This is a genomic window from Sulfitobacter sp. HI0129 (assembly GCF_001635395.1).
In the GTDB taxonomy this organism is placed as follows: Bacteria; Pseudomonadota; Alphaproteobacteria; order Rhodobacterales; family Rhodobacteraceae; genus Sulfitobacter.
Genome location: NZ_LWGH01000276.1, coordinates 1 through 14,655, shown reverse-complemented (window position 1 = coordinate 14,655; position 14,655 = coordinate 1). Strand labels below are relative to the sequence as shown.

Sequence of the window (14,655 nt, the reverse complement as noted above, 5' to 3'; positions counted from 1 at the left end):
TCGAAGCCCACGGCAAACCTGCGTCGGGCGACGATCTGACCGGGGGAAAACATGAATGCCTGAACCTGCGCTACCCCGGTGCGACGGAATTCCAGTGGCGGCTGGTCACCGCGGATGGCCCGCGGAAATTCCGCGTCGCGGGACGCTATGAATCCGATGATGGTGACGTACTGACGGACTGGGCCCTTGGCGGGCACGGGATCGCGATGAAGCCGGTATTCGAGGTGGCCGACCACCTGAAGGCGGGCCGGCTGGTAACCGTGGCCGAAACGACCCCGCCGGAGCCCATCCAGATGGCCTGTCTCTTTACCCACCGCCGGGGGCAGGATCCCAAGACGCGCCTCTTCATGGAATTCATCATCGACAAGATCAGCAAGGTGGTCCGCGATAGCTCCGGGCAGGTTCAGCTGCCCCGATAGGTGGCATAGCCGAAAGGCGACAGCAGAAGCGGCACATGATAATGCGAAGCCTCGGACATACCAAACCGCAGCGGAATGACATCCAGAAACCGTGGTTCTTCCGGCGGGGTGCCCACCGCATCGAGATAGCGACCGGCATGGAACACCAGTTCATAAACGCCACGCTCAAAGCTCCCGGCGGGCAGGATATGTTCATCCGTGCGCCCGTCACCATTCGTGACCAGCGTCTTCAGGTGCCTGCGCGCCTCGCCTTCGATCCTGTAGAGCTCGATCTGCATCCCCGCAGCCGGAAGACCGCGCGCGGTGTCGAGTACATGCGTGGTGAGATATCCGGGCATCGTCAGGCTCCTTCACTGTCACGCCGTTATAGTCATCGCCCCGCCAAAGGGGCAAAGTGGCGCGGAGTATATGCTCCTTTGTGTTTTTCTTGAAAATCATCCCGATTGTTTCGGTTTATTGAGATGCGGGATCAATGAAAGGACCGGCCCGTGAACCGCTACCCCAGAGACCTGACCGGATACGGAGCGACCCCGCCCGCCGCCAACTGGCCCGGCGGGGCCAGGATCGCCGTGCAGATCGTGCTCAATTACGAAGAGGGCAGCGAGAACAACATCCTCCACGGCGATACCGCCTCAGAGGCGTTCCTGTCCGAGATCACCGGCGCGCAACCATGGCCCGGCCAGCGGCACTGGAACATGGAATCGATTTATGAATACGGCGCCCGGGCGGGGTTCTGGCGGCTGCACCGGATGCTGGGGGATCTGCCCATCACCGTCTACGGCGTTGCGACCGCACTGGCCCGCGCGCCCGAACAGCTGGCCGCGATGAAGGCCGCGAACTGGGAAATCGCCAGCCACGGACTGAAATGGATCGAACACAAGGACATGCCGGAAGAGGAAGAGCGCGCCCAGATCGCCGAAGCGATCCGCCTGCACACCGAAGCGGTCGGCACCCCACCGCGCGGCTGGTATACCGGGCGCTGCTCCGACAACACCGTGCGGCTGGCCGCGGAAACCGGGCAATTCGCCTATGTCGCCGACAGCTATGCCGACGACCTGCCCTACTGGCTGTCCTTCGGCGGGAAGGATCAGCTGATCGTGCCCTACACGATGGATTGCAACGACATGCGCTTTGCGATTCAGGCGGGCTTCACCACCGGGAACCAGTTCGAAGACTATTTGAAGGACAGTTTCGACTGTCTCTATGCCGAAGGCCAGCAAGGCCGGCCCCGGATGATGTCCATCGGGCTGCATTGTCGCCTGGCGGGCCGCCCGGGCCGCGCGCAGGCATTGCAGCGGTTCATCGACCATGTCCGCTCCCACGACGGGGTGTGGTTCGCCACCCGTGAACAGATCGCCGACCACTGGGCGCGGGAACATCCGCCGACACGGTCGCAACGCCCCTCAGAGATGGATCGCGATACTTTCGTCAGGGAATTCGGCGGCGTGTTCGAACACAGCCCATGGGTGGCCGAAGGCGCATACGCGCTGGAGCTTGGGCCGACCCACGACACCGCGCAGGGCATCCACCAGATCCTGGCGCGGGTGTTCCGGCGCGCGGAGGAGGAAAAGCGCCTCGCCGTGTTGAACGCACATCCCGATCTGGCGGGCAAACTGGCGCAGGCCAAACGGCTGACGACTGACTCCACGGCGGAGCAGGCCTCAGCCGGGTTGGACGCGCTGACGGACGCGGAGCGGCAAAAGTTCACCGAACTGAACGACGCCTATACCGGCAAATTCGGCTTTCCCTTCATCATCGCCGTGCGGGACAACACCAAGGCTTCCATCATGGCCGCATTCGAACGCCGCATCGGACAGGACCGCGAGACCGAATTCGCCGAAGCCTGCAAACAGGTGGAGCGTATCGCCGAACTGCGTCTGAGGGAGAAGTTTTCATCATGACCAAACCGCTCAAGACCCGGCCCCTGACGCGGGAAGCATTCGCGCCCTACGGGAACCTTCTGGATGCCTCCGGCACGCCCGACAAGATGATCAACCGGGGGAAATGCGCCCGGTTTCACGACCGTGCGCAGCTCGATTTCAACGATGGCCGCGCGGGCATCAGCATCTTCCGGGGTGAGCGGGAAACGCTGCCCTACACGCTGGAGATGATGGAGCGCCACCCAGAGGGCAGCCAGGCCTTCATTCCCATGTCGGCAGATCCGTTTCTGGTGATCGTCGCCGCCGACAAGGACGGCGCGCCGGTCGATCCGCAGGCCTTTGTCACCGCACCGGGGGAGGGTGTGAATTTTCACAAGGGCACATGGCACGGGGTGCTGACACCACTGGCGGAGCCCGGGCTTTTCGCCGTGATCGACCGGATTGGGGAGGGCGCCAACCTCGAAGAACACTGGTTCGAAGAACCATACATCATCGAAGACGGGCGGGGCTGACAGCCAAACCCGGAACGAAGTAACAGGGAGGGAGAGAGACCATGGCCGATTTATCCATCGGAACACCGGAACAACTGCGCGATCCGAATTATACCCCCGCGCTGCACCGCGCCATTCCACTGGGCATCCAGCACGTGCTGGCGATGTTCGTGTCGAACGTCACACCCGCGATCATTGTGGCCGGCGCCGCCGGTTTCGGCTTCGGCTCCAACAGCCCCGACTTTCCGGAGCTGCTGTACCTGATCCAGATGTCGATGCTCTTTGCCGGGGTCGCGACGCTTTTGCAGACCGTCACCATCGGGCCCGTGGGCGCGGCGCTGCCCATCGTGCAGGGCACCTCCTTCGCCTTTCTGCCGATCATGATCCCGCTTGTTGCGGGCAAAGGGGTCGATGCGCTGGCCGCACTCTTTACCGGGGTGATCATCGGCGGGCTGTTCCATGCCTTTCTGGGCACGTTCATCAAAAAGATCCGCTTTGCCCTGCCACCACTGGTTACCGGCCTCGTGGTCACGATGATCGGTCTGGCGCTGGTGGATGTGGGTATCCAGTATGCCGCCGGGGGTGTCCCGGCCAAGATGTCGGGCGCGGCGGAATACGGCTCCATGCTGAACTGGTCCGCGGCGCTGGTGGTGATCGTCGTGACACTGGCGCTCAAGTTCTTCGCGCGCGGCATGCTCTCCGTCTCCGCCGTGTTGCTGGGGCTGATCGTGGGCTATGTCTATGCGATCTTCGTGGGCATTCTCGATGTGAACGCGATTTCCGCCTCATGGTCGAATTCCGCCGCCTTCGCCCTGCCGCAGCCTTTCAAGTACGGTTTCGAATTATCGCTTGCGGCCGTCATCGGCTTTTGCCTGATGGCCTTCGTCTCGGCGGTGGAAACCGTGGGCGACGTGTCGGGCATCACCAAGGGCGGCGCGGGCCGCGAGGCGACGGATGCCGAAATTCAGGGCGCGACCTATGCCGACGGGATCGGCACCGCGCTGGCCGGTTGTTTCGGGGCCTTTCCCAACACATCCTTCAGCCAGAATGTGGGCCTCATCGCCATGACCGGCGTGATGAGCCGCCACGTCGTCACCTGCGGCGCGATCTTTCTGATCATCAGCGGGTTGATCCCGAAGGTCGGCGGCGTGATCCGCACGGTCCCGATCGAGGTGCTGGGCGGGGGCGTGATCGTCATGTTCGGCATGGTGGTGGCGGCGGGCATCTCGATGCTGTCGGACGTGGTCTGGAACCGGCGCAACATGGTGATCTTCGCGATTTCGCTCAGCATCGGGCTGGGGCTGCAGCTGGAACCTGACGCCGTGCAGGGCCTGCCCGACACGCTGCGCATCCTCATGACCTCGGGCCTTCTGCCGGCGGCCTTCATCGCGATCGTGCTGAACCTGATCCTGCCCGAGGAACTGGCCGGCGAGGCAACAGAAGAAGTCTCTGGCGGCATGTCCGGCCATGCCAAGGGCGCCCTGGTCAAGGACAACCGCGCCTGACGGGCGGCCGCCGACAAGAAACGGCATTGCGTCCGGCGCGGCTTTTGCGCAGCATGGGCGCGGAAATCAAGGCGCGGGCCCCGCTTGGCCTGCGCCTTTCGTTTGTGAGCGCAAGATGATTGATATTATTATACTTATGGTCGCCGCCTTCGGCGCGGGTGCCCTGAACACGGTCGCGGGCGGCGGCACCTTCCTGACCCTTCCCGCGTTGATCTTTACCGGCGTGCCCCCGGTTGCCGCCAATGCGACCAGCGCGGTCGCGGTGTTCCCCGGCTACGCGGGTGGGGCGCTGGGGTTCCTGCCGGAAATGCGCAGCTTTGACCGCGCGCTGCTGATACGGCTGACGCTCGTGACGCTGGCGGGCGGGCTGGCGGGCAGCCTGTTGCTGCTCATCTCGTCGGACGAAGCATTTTCCATCGTGGTGCCCTTCCTCTTGCTGGCCGCCACCTGTGTCTTTCTGTTCGGTGCACAAATCCGCGACTGGGCAGCCTCCCGGGCGCGCAGCATCACGCCGCAGGGCAGTGCCGGGCTGTTTCTGGTCAGCGTCTATGGCGGCTATTTCAACGGCGGGCTGGGCATTGTGCTGCTGGCGCTTTTCGCGCTCTGGGGGATGACGAACCTGCACCAGATGAACGGGCTGAAAAGCGGGCTGTCCTTTGCGCTCTCGGGCATTTCGGTCGCCACCTTCGCATTGGCGGGGCTGATCGAATGGCCGCAGGCGCTGGTGATGATGCTCGCCTCCACCGCGGGGGGCTATGCAGGGGCACCGCTTGCGCGGATGATGCCGCCGCGCGCCCTGCGCCTGCTGATCGCCGCCATCGGCTTCGGGATGAGCATCGTCTTCTTCGCGCGCCTGCTCTGATCTACCGGCACTGGCCCGCATAACCGCGAGCCGCAGGCCCCCTATGCCCTTGGCCGGCCGGCCATCCGCCGCGCCATGTCGATCATCCGCGCGGAATAGCCCCATTCGTTGTCGTACCAGCCGAAAAGCCGGATCTGGCTGTCCCCGACCGCCATGGTCTCCGGCAGGGCAAGGACCAGCGATTCCGGGCGCATGCGCATGTCCCGCGACACGCATGGATCGTCGGTGGCGCCGATCACGTCGGACCCCACGGCCAGCGCCCGCAGATATTCCGCCACATGATCCAGCGGCGTTTCCAGTTGCAGCGTGGCATCAATGGCCGACACGCTGAGGGACGGCACGCGCACGGCGGCCACGCTGGTCCGCGCACCGAGACGCGGCACCACCTGTCCGATTTCACGGGCGGCACTCGTGGTGGTGGGCACCATGGATTCCGCCCCGGCCCGGCTGCGCGCAAGATCGCCGCGCGGCGCGTCCACCATCGGCTGGCTGCCGGTGTAGCAATGGATCGTCGTCACATGGGCACGGATGATGCCCGGCCCCGCATCCAGCGCCCTGAGCAGCGGCGCGATGGCATTGGTGGTGCAGGAAGAATTCGAAACGATCGCGGCGTCCTTCAACGCTGCATCATTCGCGCCCATGACGACGGTCGCATCCGCATGTTCCGACGGGCCGGAGATCAGGACCGCCCGTGCCCCGGCCTGCACCCCATGCTCCGCCCGGGCCCGCGTGCCGATCCGCCCGGTACATTCCAACACCACATCGACCCCCGAGAGATCCTCGCCGGAAATGTCGCCCGAGGTGGTGAAGCGAATGAAGGACCCTCCGATGACGATCCCCTGCCCGCGCGTTTCCACCGAGAGGGGCAGCGGCCCGAAGGCGCTGTCGTATTTCAGTAGATAGGCGCAGGTCTCCAGCGGTGCGATGTCGTTGATCAGGGCGACTTCGATATCCGAATGCCGGGGCGAGGTGACGATCTGGCGCAGAATGGTGCGCCCGATGCGCCCGAAGCCATTGATCACGACACGCATGGTCTGCGCCTCACGCCAGCTGCGTCGGAACGCCCCGCCATCCGTCTTCCAACCGGTGGGCAGGCATCAGAAATCGACCTCGATGGCGATCCCCTGCTCCACAGCCAGGTCCACCACGGCGGCAGCGACGGCGAGATCCTGCAGGCCCACGCCGGTGCCGTCGAAAAAGGTGATCTCCTCTTCCGATCCGCGGCCCGGGTGGGTGCCGTTGATCACGGCGCCGATCTGGTGCACATCGCTTTCCTTGATCAGCCCCTCGGCCACGGCATGCTGCGCCTCGCCGATGGAAATGGATTGCGCGACCTCGTCAGTAAAGACGGTTGCGCGCGCCAGCAGGGCGGCCTCGACCTCCTGCTTGCCCTTGGTATCGGTTCCCATGCAGGCAAGATGCGTGCCGGGCGAGACATGATCGGCCATCAGCGAAGGCGCGAAGGCCGAGGTGATGGAGATGATGACATCGGCCTCCTGCATCCCCTCAAGTTCGACCGCCTCGAAGGGCACGCCCGCCTCGGTCGCGATCTTCTCGATGTTGGGCAGCATGTCGGGGTGGTAGTTCCAGCCGATCACCTTCTCGAAGTCGCGCTGCTTGAGCGCCGCGCGCAGCTGGAAGGTCGCCTGATGACCCGCCCCGATCATCCCGAGCACCTTGGCGTCCTTGCGCGCGAGATGCTTGATCGACACCGATGATGCGGCCGCCGTGCGCAGCGCGGTCAGCAGGTTACCCCCCACCATCGCCTTTGCCTTGCCGGTATCGGGATCGAACAGAAAGACGGTGGACTGGTGATTGATGATATCGTGCTTTTCAAGGTTGTTGGGCCAATACCCCCCGGCCTTCAGCCCCAGCGTCAGCCCCGCCTTGTCGAACCCGCCCTTGAACCCGTAAAGCGCATCTTCATGGCCGATGGCCTCGCGCACGACGGGGAAGTTGTAGGCGTCGCCCGCCGCCATGGCGGCAAAGACCCGCTCCACCGCGTCAAAGGCGGCCTCGGGGGTCATCAGATCGGCGATTTCACGTTCGGGTACGATCAGCATGGGAACTCCGGTATTTTGCAAAAAAAGGGACCGGCGCGCATCCTCGCGGGCGCGCGCCGGGAAGGGATCAGGCCGCGCGGCGGTTCCTGGCCATGGCGTTGTAGATGACGCCGCCAAGGATCGCACCGATGACCCAGTTGTAGCCCGAAAGGAAGCCGAACCACGGCACCCAGACGGTCGCGACAGAGAAGATCGCGGCGATGGCGAATGCCTTGACCGCCGCGGTGTTCCAGCCGTTTTCATAGTGATAGGCACCGCCCTCCATGTTGTAGAGGTCGTCTTCGATCAACTCCTCGTTCCGGTGCCAGTAATAGTCGACGATCATGATCCCGAAGATCGGCGCAAGCGTAGCACCCAGCGTGTTGACGAAGCCGCTAATGCCAAACTGGCTGATGAAGCTGGTCCAGAGACCGCCGATCACCAGCGCGAAGACCGAGGTGATCAGCCCGGCCGCGCGGAAGCTGATGCGGTCGGGCGCGAGGTTGGCAATGCCGTTGACCGCCGGAATGAAGTTGGCGACGAGGTTGATACCGACCGTGGCGGCAAAGAACGTGATGGCCGCGATGACGCCCAGCAGTACGCTGTCGGTGCGCTCCACGATCTCGGTCGGGTTGATGATCGCCTCTCCGAAGACAACCGCCGCGCCCGCAGTGGTCAGCAGCGCCAGTGCGGAGAACAGGATCATGTTGAACGGCAGACCGGCGAGATTGCCGAGCTTCATCGTCGCCTTGTCCTTGGCGTAGCGCGAGAAGTCCGAGAAGTTGATCATCACGGCGGCGAAATAGGCCACCATGGTTCCGACGATGGCAATGAAGCCCCGGAACTCGTTTGCGAATGTGCCTTCGGGGTTGGCAAAGATCGTCGCCGTGGCCGACAGAAGCTGGCCGTCCGCCCGCTGCCACAGCACGATGACAAGACCGATCATCACCAAATAGACGAAGGGCCCGGCAATGTTCAGAAAGGTTTCCACCCAGCCCATGCCGCGCCAGAAGATGAAGATATGAAACGCCCAGACGATCACGAAGGAAAGCCAGTCAATCCCGGTCAGCCCGAGGATCTCGGCCCCGCCTGTCGCCCCGGTGAGCGACCGGATCAGCAGCGCCAGCGCGGTTGAGGCAAAGTAAACCTGAACGCCGTACCAGAAAACGGCGACCGTCGCCCGCAGCACGGCGGGCAGTTTCGCGCCCTGGGTGCCAAGGCTCGCGCGGGCAAAGACGGGATAGGGAATACCGTATTTCTCGCCCGCGGCGCCCGAAAGGTTCACCATCCACATGACGAAAAGGCCGGCGGTGATGAGCGCCGCAAAGGCGGTCCAGCCGCCGACCCCGAAGGAAATGAACAGCGATGCCACCAGCGAATAGCCAAAGAGCGATTGGACGTCATTCGCCCAGATGTTGAAGATGGCGAACCAGCCCCAGGTCTTTTCCTCGGGGCCGACAGGGTTCAGCGTGTTGTGGCCTTCGGGATCCAACGTGCCGCCATGGGCGACGTGATGCGTGTCTATCGTGGTCATTTCGATCTCCTCCTTGATGAGCGATATGGTAGATGCTCGCGGTCTTCCGGGCCTCCCCGCCCGAAAGACCGTTTTGGATGGCCCGTCAGTAGGCCTTGCCCCGGGCCGACACCGGCCACAGCGTTTCGACCTTTCCGCCCCGGACGCCGACGTACCAGTCATGGACATTGGCCGTCGGGTCGCAGTGACCGGGGATCAGGCGCAGCTTGTCGTTGACCTTCAGCACGCCCTTGGGGTCGGAAACGACGCCGTGCTCGTCCGAACACTTGATGTATTCCACGTCGTCGCGCCCGTGGATCACGGGCAGACCGCTATCCACCGATTGCGCCTTAAGCCCTGCGTCGACGATGGCCTTGTCCGCCTTGGCGTGGCTCATGACGCTGGTCAGGATGAAGAAAGCGTTTTCCCATTCGCCCGCGTCGATCCGGTTGCCGTCCTCGTCGAGGATACGACCGTAATCGGCGTCCATGAAAGCGTAGGAGCCGCACTGAAGCTCGTTATAAACACCTGAATTGCTCTCGAAATAGTAAGAGCCCGTACCCCCGCCGGAGACGAGATCGGTCTCGATGCCTTCGGCTTTCAGCGCCTCGACCGCATCGCTCACCTGCTTGATCGCGGCGTCGAGCTTCGCCTTGCGCTCGTCGAAGCTGTCGATGTGCTGCATCGCGCCCTGATAGGCCTGGATACCGCGGAAAGTCAGGTTGTCGGCGTCGCGCACGGCCTTGGCGATCTCGACCACCGCATCGGTGGTGGTCACGCCGCAGCGGCCCGCGCCGCAGTCGATCTCGACAAAGACGCCGAGGTCGGTGCCGTGTTTCTGCGCCGCTTCCGACAGGTCCGCGACGTTGTCGATATCGTCGACGCAGACGATGACTTCGCCGCCGCTCAGTTTGGGCAGCTGCGCCAGACGGTCGATTTTGGCCGGGTCGCGCACCTGGTTGGAAACGAGGATCTCCTTGATGCCCTCGCGCGCGAAAACCTCTGCCTCGCTCACCTTCTGACAGCAGACGCCGACGGCGCCGCCCAGTTCCATCTGCAGCTTCAGCACGTCGACCGATTTATGCATCTTCCCATGGGCACGGTGGCGCATCCCATGCGCCTTGGCGTAGTCGCCCATCTTCTTGATGTTGCGCTCCAGCGCGTCCAGATCGAGGATCAGGCAGGGCGTCTGGATGTCCGCCTCGTCCATCCCCGGCACGGCGGGGGCGTCGAAACCGACGTCGAGGTCATCGAAATTCACGTCTTTCATCTGTCTATCCTTCCAGTTGTTCAGAGGGGCCAATGCCCTCGGTCAAATCCACGGCAGCTTGTCGAGGTCGACATTGCCGCCGGTAATGATCACACCGACCCGCTTGCCCGCGAACCGGTCCCTGTTCTTGAGGATCGTCGCCAGCGGCACCGAGGAACTCGCCTCGGCCACCACGCGCAGGTGCTTCCATGACAGCTTCATCGCATCGATGATCTCCTCTTCGGAGACGGTGAAGATGTCCGTGACGTGGTTCGAAACAAAGTGCCACGTCAGGTCCTTGAGCGGCACGAGCAACCCGTCCGCGATGGTCTTGGGTGCATCGTCAGCAATGATATGCCCCGCCTTGAAGCTGCGATAGGCGTCATCCGCCTGTTCCGGCTCGGCGGCGATAATCTGCACCTCTGGCGCCATGTTCGAAAGCGTCAGGCAGGTGCCCGAGATCATGCCCCCCCCGCCGATGGGCGCCACGACCATATCGAGCCCGTCCGTCTGCTCCATGAATTCGCGCGCGCAGGTCCCCTGCCCCGCGATCACGCGCGGATCGTTGTAGGGATGCACGAAATCGCCGCCGGTTTCCGCCTGCACCTTGGCGAATGTCTCCTCGCGCGATGACGTCGAAGGCTCGCATTCGGTGATCTTGCCGCCATAGCGGGCGACGGTATCCTTCTTGGCCTGCGGTGCGGTGCGCGGCATGACCACGTTGCAGGGGATGCCCCGCAGCATGGCCGCATAGCTGAGGCAGGAGGCGTGGTTGCCGCTGGAATGGGTCGCTACGCCCAACCGGGCCTGTTCGTCATCCAGCCCGAACACCGCGTTCGAGGCGCCTCGCACCTTGAAGGCCCCCGGCTCCTGAAAGTTCTCGCATTTGAAGAACAGCTCGGCCCCGGTCAATTCGTTGAGATAGGCCGATGTCCGGACCGCGGTGCGCCGGATATGGGGCTTGATCCGCTCATGCGCGTCCAGCATGTCCTGATAGCTGGGGATATACATCTCGTCCCTCATCACGCCGCCGCCTTCCTGCCGGAGCTGTTGCCGTGGCGGTAGAAATCCTGCGCCGCGGCCACGCCCGAACCCAGCTCAACCTCGAGCCCGAGGTCGCCCATCACCATTTCGGCGGTGGCGAGACCCGACAGCATCATCGCATCCGTCAGCATCCCCAGATGCCCGATGCGGAACACCTTGCCCGCGACCTCGCCCAGCCCGACGCCGAAGGCCATGCCGTAGTCCTTTGCCGCGACACTCACGATATCGGTTGCATTGAACCCCTCGGGCGTGCGGACGGCGCTCACCGTGTCGGAATAGACGTCAGCCGAGGCGGCGCAGAGGTCGAGCCCCCATGCATCCACGGCGCGGCGCACCCCTTCGGCGATGCGGTGATGGCGGGCAAAGACGTTCTCCAACCCTTCGGTCAGCAGCATGTCGAGCGACAGTTTAAGCCCGTTCATCAGCCCCACGGGGGGCGTATAGGGGAAGGCGTTGGCGTCATAGCCTTTCTGCATGTCGCGGATGTCGAAAAAGGTGCGCGGCAGCGTGGCGCTTTCGGTGGCCTTCATCGCCTTGTCGGAAAACCCCAGAATGGCGAGTCCCGCAGGCAGCATGAACCCCTTCTGGCTGCCGGTCACGGCGACATCCACGCCCCATTCGTCAAACCGGAAGTCCATCGAGGCGATGGAACTCACCCCGTCCACGAAGAGCATGGCCGGATGGCCCGCGGCATCCAGCGCACGGCGTACGGCGGCGATGTCGGATTTCACGCCGGTCGCGGTCTCGTTATGCGTGGCGAGCACCACCTTGATCTTGTGGTCCTTGTCGGCCTTCAGGATTTCCTCGTATCTGTCGGCGGGCAGGCCGTGTCCCCAGGGGGTTTCGACGATCTGCACATCCAGACCATGGCGCTGGCACATGTCGATCCAGCGGTGGCTGAACATACCGTTGCGCGCCGCCAGAACCCCGTCCCCCTTGCTCAGCGTGTTGGAGAGCGCCGTTTCCCACCCGCCGGTCCCGGTGGAGGGAAAGATGAAGATGCGGGCGCTGTCGGACTTCAGAACCGTGCGGACACCATCGAGGCAGGGATGCAGGATCTTACCGAAAACGGGCGAGCGGTGATCGATCGTCGGCATGTCGCAGGCCTGCCGCAGGGCTTCCGGCATGTTGGTGGGGCCGGGAATGAAGACAGGGTTCTGAAAGCTCATGATCATCTCCTTCTCTGGATGTTGAGGAGAATTTACCGACCCCGCCGCAACGGCGATACTTTTTTAAAACTATTTTTCATTTTGCACGCACTGGGAAAAATGACGCATTGTCAGCACCTTACATTTTTCATATGATGAGAGGCTCTTTCATTTGTTTCGGAATGCATCTTATGGTTTTGCCGAAGAATACCTTTCAGGAGGCCCGCAAATCGCGCGGCAGGCCCCGGGACTGGGACGACAAGACCGCCCAGAACACCATCAAGTCCCTCGACCGCGCGCTGGCGATTTTCGAGTTTCTGAGCGAGGCGCCCGCCGGCAAGGCATTGACCGTGCTGGCGCATGAACTCGACCAGTCCCCGGCGACGGTCTACCGCGTGCTCGTGACGCTGGAAGGCAAGGGGCTGGTGGAATTCGACCAGACCGATCAGGTCTGGCATGTCGGTCCCCGCGCCTTCGTCATCGGTTCCCGGTTTCTCAGACGCACCACCCTGGTGGAACGCGCACGACCCTTCCTGCGGCACCTGATGGAAGACACGGGCGAAACCGCGAACCTCGGGATCGAACAGAACGGTCAGGTGCTCTTCGTCAGCCAGGTCGAAACCCACGCCAATATCCGCGCCTTCTTTCCCCCCGGTACGTTGTCGCGGCTCCATGCCTCGGGCATTGGCAAGGCGCTGATGGCCGAAATGGGCGCCGAACGGCGCGCGAAGCTTCTCGCCGCCGCACCGTTGGAACGCTTTACCGAATATACCCTGACGGAACCCGCCCTGCTGCTCGCCGATCTGGAAGAGGTCCGCAGACGCGGCTACGCCATCGACGGGCAGGAGCGCAATCTGGGCATGCGCTGCATCGCCGCGCCGATCTTCGATGTCCATGGCGAGGCCATTGCCGGTATCTCCGTCTCGGGCCCCACGTCGCGGATCGGGCCGGAACAGGTGAAGACCCTCAGCCTCGCCGTCGTGGCCGCCGCAAAAGGTGTATCGGCGGCCATCGGCGGTGCGCCCAGCCGGCAGGACGGCTAGGTCAGCGGCCGCAACGGCATCTGGCGGTTCACATCCTTGTAGAGCAGGTAGCGGAACCGCCCCGGCCCCCCGGCATAACAGGCCTGCGGGCAAAAGGCGCGCAGCCACATGTAATCACCGGCCTCCACTTCGACCCAATCGTTGTTGAGCCGGTAGACCGCCTTGCCTTCGAGCACGTAGAGCCCGTGCTCCATCACATGGGTTTCGAGAAACGGAATGACGCCACCCGGCTCGAAGGTCACGATGGTGACATGCATGTCATGGCGCAGATCGGCAGGATCGACGAACCGCGTCGTGGCCCAGGCGCCGTTGGTATCGGGCATCACCGTGGGCGCGATGTCCTGCTCGTTCGCGATGACGACATCGGGCTGATCGAGGCCTTCGACCTCTACATAGGCCTTGCGGATCCAATGAAAGCGCAGCATCTCGCCGCCCCCGTTGCGCAGTGTCCAGCCAGAGCGCGGCGGCAGATAGGCATAGCCGCCCGGCTGCAACTCATGCGTCTGCCCCCCGACGCTGAGCGTGGCGACCCCCTCGACGATGAACAGGACGCCCTGTGCCGCCGGATCGGTCTCCGCCCGGTCCGACCCGCCGCCGGGGGCGACCTCCATGATGTATTGCGAGAAGGTTTCCGCAAAACCGCTCAGGGGGCGGGCCAGAACCCACAGCCGCGTATCTTCCCAGAAGGGCACAAAACTGGTGACGATATCGCGCATCGTTCCTTTCGGGATCACTGCATAGGCATCCGTGAAAATCGCGCGATCCGTGAGCAGCTGGTCCTGACCGGGATGGCCACCCTTCGGGGAATAATAGCGGGCTGACATGAAGGTTCCTCACTTGATTGCATGACACCCGAGTCTAGGGGATGCGCCCCGGAAAGCCACGGCGGCTATCCCAGCAGATGTGTTCAGATTTTTTTGATAATCGCCCCGGATTGTCGCGACCCTGCGATGGAACTTCCTTCAAAACATCGCGATCCCGCCACAGATTCGAACGATTCATGAAGGAAGTTCGAAGCCTGAAGTCCGCCATGAAGGATTCGGACAATGTGTACTGGTCAGCCCGCCAAGTTCAGGGCGTTACATCGCTGGACAACGAAGTGTCGGCATTTTTGCCGGAACGAGGACGGCAGCGCCACGATCGAAACGGTGATCTGGCTGCCGATGTTCATGATTCTGCTTGGCTTCATCATCAATGTATCGATGGTGTTCTTCAATGAATCCCAGATATTGCGCGTCATTCAGGACGGCAACCGGGCCTTTTCCCTCGGTCGGCTGCAGGACCTGAAAGAGGTTGAGGATTACGTCCTCGCCCGTCTCGCCTACCTCGACGCCTCGATCACCATCGGGTCCGAGGTCGCCGACGGGTTTGTCACCACGTGGCTGCGCACCCCGGCAACCGACCTCATGCCGGTCAGCTTCATGTCCAGTGTGTTCGAAGGTCTCGACGTGGGTGTCAG

At 63.3% G+C, this 14,655-nt stretch carries 15 protein-coding genes; 7 read left to right on the top strand and 8 right to left on the bottom strand.

Translation table 11 applies throughout. From position 1 onward, the window contains the following. On the top strand, positions 1-419 hold a 419-nt coding region (locus tag A3764_RS05890), incomplete at its 5' end, for a LysR substrate-binding domain-containing protein (RefSeq protein WP_236628060.1). On the opposite strand, the gene uraH is transcribed toward A3764_RS05890, so the two are convergent. Further along, positions 404-757 (bottom strand): hydroxyisourate hydrolase, encoded by a 354-nt coding sequence (gene uraH, locus A3764_RS05885; protein WP_067922808.1) that lies wholly within the window; start codon positions 755-757, stop codon positions 404-406. The genes A3764_RS05890 and uraH overlap by 16 nt on opposite strands. A 150-nt stretch (positions 758-907) precedes the next feature. Between uraH and puuE the strand changes: the two genes are divergently transcribed. The 4 genes from puuE (at position 908) to A3764_RS05865 (ending at position 5,157) form a co-directional block, all read left to right on the top strand. Then, positions 908-2,320: an allantoinase PuuE gene (gene puuE, locus A3764_RS05880; RefSeq protein WP_067922807.1), complete on the top strand. Its 1,413-nt coding sequence runs from the start codon at positions 908-910 to the stop codon at positions 2,318-2,320. Beyond that, the gene (locus A3764_RS05875) at positions 2,317-2,811 is read left to right on the top strand and encodes an ureidoglycolate lyase (RefSeq protein ID WP_067951318.1); all 495 of its coding nucleotides are present in this window, start codon (positions 2,317-2,319) and stop codon (positions 2,809-2,811) included. The genes puuE and A3764_RS05875 overlap by 4 nt, the downstream gene beginning before the upstream one ends. A 41-nt stretch (positions 2,812-2,852) precedes the next feature. Further along, positions 2,853-4,295, top strand: coding sequence for a uracil-xanthine permease family protein (locus A3764_RS05870; protein ID WP_067923906.1), 1,443 nt, complete (start codon positions 2,853-2,855; stop codon positions 4,293-4,295). A 115-nt stretch (positions 4,296-4,410) separates the two neighbouring features. Then, positions 4,411-5,157 carry a sulfite exporter TauE/SafE family protein gene (locus A3764_RS05865; protein WP_067924012.1) on the top strand — a complete coding sequence of 249 codons (747 nt, stop codon included), beginning with the start codon at positions 4,411-4,413 and terminating at the stop codon, positions 5,155-5,157. 41 nt (positions 5,158-5,198) lie between these two features. On the opposite strand, the gene A3764_RS05860 is transcribed toward A3764_RS05865, so the two are convergent. The 6 genes from A3764_RS05860 to bhcA form a co-directional block, all read right to left on the bottom strand. Next, positions 5,199-6,188 (bottom strand): type I glyceraldehyde-3-phosphate dehydrogenase, encoded by a 990-nt coding sequence (locus A3764_RS05860; RefSeq protein ID WP_067924015.1) that lies wholly within the window; start codon positions 6,186-6,188, stop codon positions 5,199-5,201. 66 nt (positions 6,189-6,254) lie between these two features. Further along, positions 6,255-7,220 (bottom strand): iminosuccinate reductase BhcD, encoded by a 966-nt coding sequence (gene bhcD, locus A3764_RS05855; protein ID WP_067951316.1) that lies wholly within the window; start codon positions 7,218-7,220, stop codon positions 6,255-6,257. 67 nt (positions 7,221-7,287) lie between these two features. Further along, the gene (locus A3764_RS05850) at positions 7,288-8,733 is read right to left on the bottom strand and encodes an NCS1 family nucleobase:cation symporter-1 (RefSeq protein WP_067925662.1); all 1,446 of its coding nucleotides are present in this window, start codon (positions 8,731-8,733) and stop codon (positions 7,288-7,290) included. Positions 8,734-8,818: 85 nt separating this feature from the next. Next, a complete protein-coding gene (gene bhcC, locus A3764_RS05845; protein ID WP_067925665.1) occupies positions 8,819-9,982 on the bottom strand; it encodes a 3-hydroxy-D-aspartate aldolase BhcC in 1,164 nt (387 codons plus the stop codon). A gap of 42 nt (positions 9,983-10,024) precedes the next feature. Further along, on the bottom strand, positions 10,025-10,984 hold the full coding sequence (gene bhcB / locus A3764_RS05840) for a beta-hydroxyaspartate dehydratase BhcB (RefSeq protein WP_067925668.1): 960 nt from the start codon (positions 10,982-10,984) through the stop codon (positions 10,025-10,027). Then, on the bottom strand, positions 10,984-12,174 hold the full coding sequence (gene bhcA / locus A3764_RS05835) for an L-aspartate--glyoxylate aminotransferase BhcA (protein WP_067925677.1): 1,191 nt from the start codon (positions 12,172-12,174) through the stop codon (positions 10,984-10,986). Before bhcA ends, bhcB begins: the two co-directional genes overlap by 1 nt. A 170-nt stretch (positions 12,175-12,344) precedes the next feature. Here bhcA and bhcR point away from each other — a divergent pair, with 170 nt between their 5' ends. Beyond that, on the top strand, positions 12,345-13,196 hold the full coding sequence (gene bhcR / locus A3764_RS05830) for an HTH-type transcriptional regulator BhcR (RefSeq protein ID WP_067925680.1): 852 nt from the start codon (positions 12,345-12,347) through the stop codon (positions 13,194-13,196). Here the strand turns inward: bhcR and A3764_RS05825 are convergent. Beyond that, positions 13,193-14,020, bottom strand: a complete 828-nt coding sequence (locus A3764_RS05825; RefSeq protein WP_067925671.1) for a bifunctional allantoicase/(S)-ureidoglycine aminohydrolase — start codon at positions 14,018-14,020, stop codon at positions 13,193-13,195. The two genes, bhcR and A3764_RS05825, sit on opposite strands and share 4 nt — an antisense overlap. Before the next feature lie 222 nt (positions 14,021-14,242). On the opposite strand from A3764_RS05825, the gene A3764_RS24535 reads away from it, so the two are divergent. Then, on the top strand, positions 14,243-14,655 hold a 413-nt coding region (locus A3764_RS24535), incomplete at its 3' end, for a TadE/TadG family type IV pilus assembly protein (RefSeq protein WP_201722404.1).

Excerpts from the sequence above, each read along its gene's own strand:
- uraH (WP_067922808.1), bottom strand. The coding sequence starts at position 757 with ATGCCCGGATATCTCACCACGCATGTACTCGACACCGCGCGCGGTCTT.
- A3764_RS05875 (WP_067951318.1), top strand. The coding sequence starts at position 2,317 with ATGACCAAACCGCTCAAGACCCGGCCCCTGACGCGGGAAGCATTCGCG.
- A3764_RS05870 (WP_067923906.1), top strand. The coding sequence starts at position 2,853 with ATGGCCGATTTATCCATCGGAACACCGGAACAACTGCGCGATCCGAAT.
- A3764_RS05865 (WP_067924012.1), top strand. The coding sequence starts at position 4,411 with ATGATTGATATTATTATACTTATGGTCGCCGCCTTCGGCGCGGGTGCC.
- A3764_RS05860 (WP_067924015.1), bottom strand. The coding sequence starts at position 6,188 with ATGCGTGTCGTGATCAATGGCTTCGGGCGCATCGGGCGCACCATTCTG.
- bhcD (WP_067951316.1), bottom strand. The coding sequence starts at position 7,220 with ATGCTGATCGTACCCGAACGTGAAATCGCCGATCTGATGACCCCCGAG.
- A3764_RS05850 (WP_067925662.1), bottom strand. The coding sequence starts at position 8,733 with ATGACCACGATAGACACGCATCACGTCGCCCATGGCGGCACGTTGGAT.
- bhcC (WP_067925665.1), bottom strand. The coding sequence starts at position 9,982 with ATGAAAGACGTGAATTTCGATGACCTCGACGTCGGTTTCGACGCCCCC.
- bhcB (WP_067925668.1), bottom strand. The coding sequence starts at position 10,984 with ATGAGGGACGAGATGTATATCCCCAGCTATCAGGACATGCTGGACGCG.
- bhcA (WP_067925677.1), bottom strand. The coding sequence starts at position 12,174 with ATGAGCTTTCAGAACCCTGTCTTCATTCCCGGCCCCACCAACATGCCG.
- bhcR (WP_067925680.1), top strand. The coding sequence starts at position 12,345 with ATGGTTTTGCCGAAGAATACCTTTCAGGAGGCCCGCAAATCGCGCGGC.
- A3764_RS05825 (WP_067925671.1), bottom strand. The coding sequence starts at position 14,020 with ATGTCAGCCCGCTATTATTCCCCGAAGGGTGGCCATCCCGGTCAGGAC.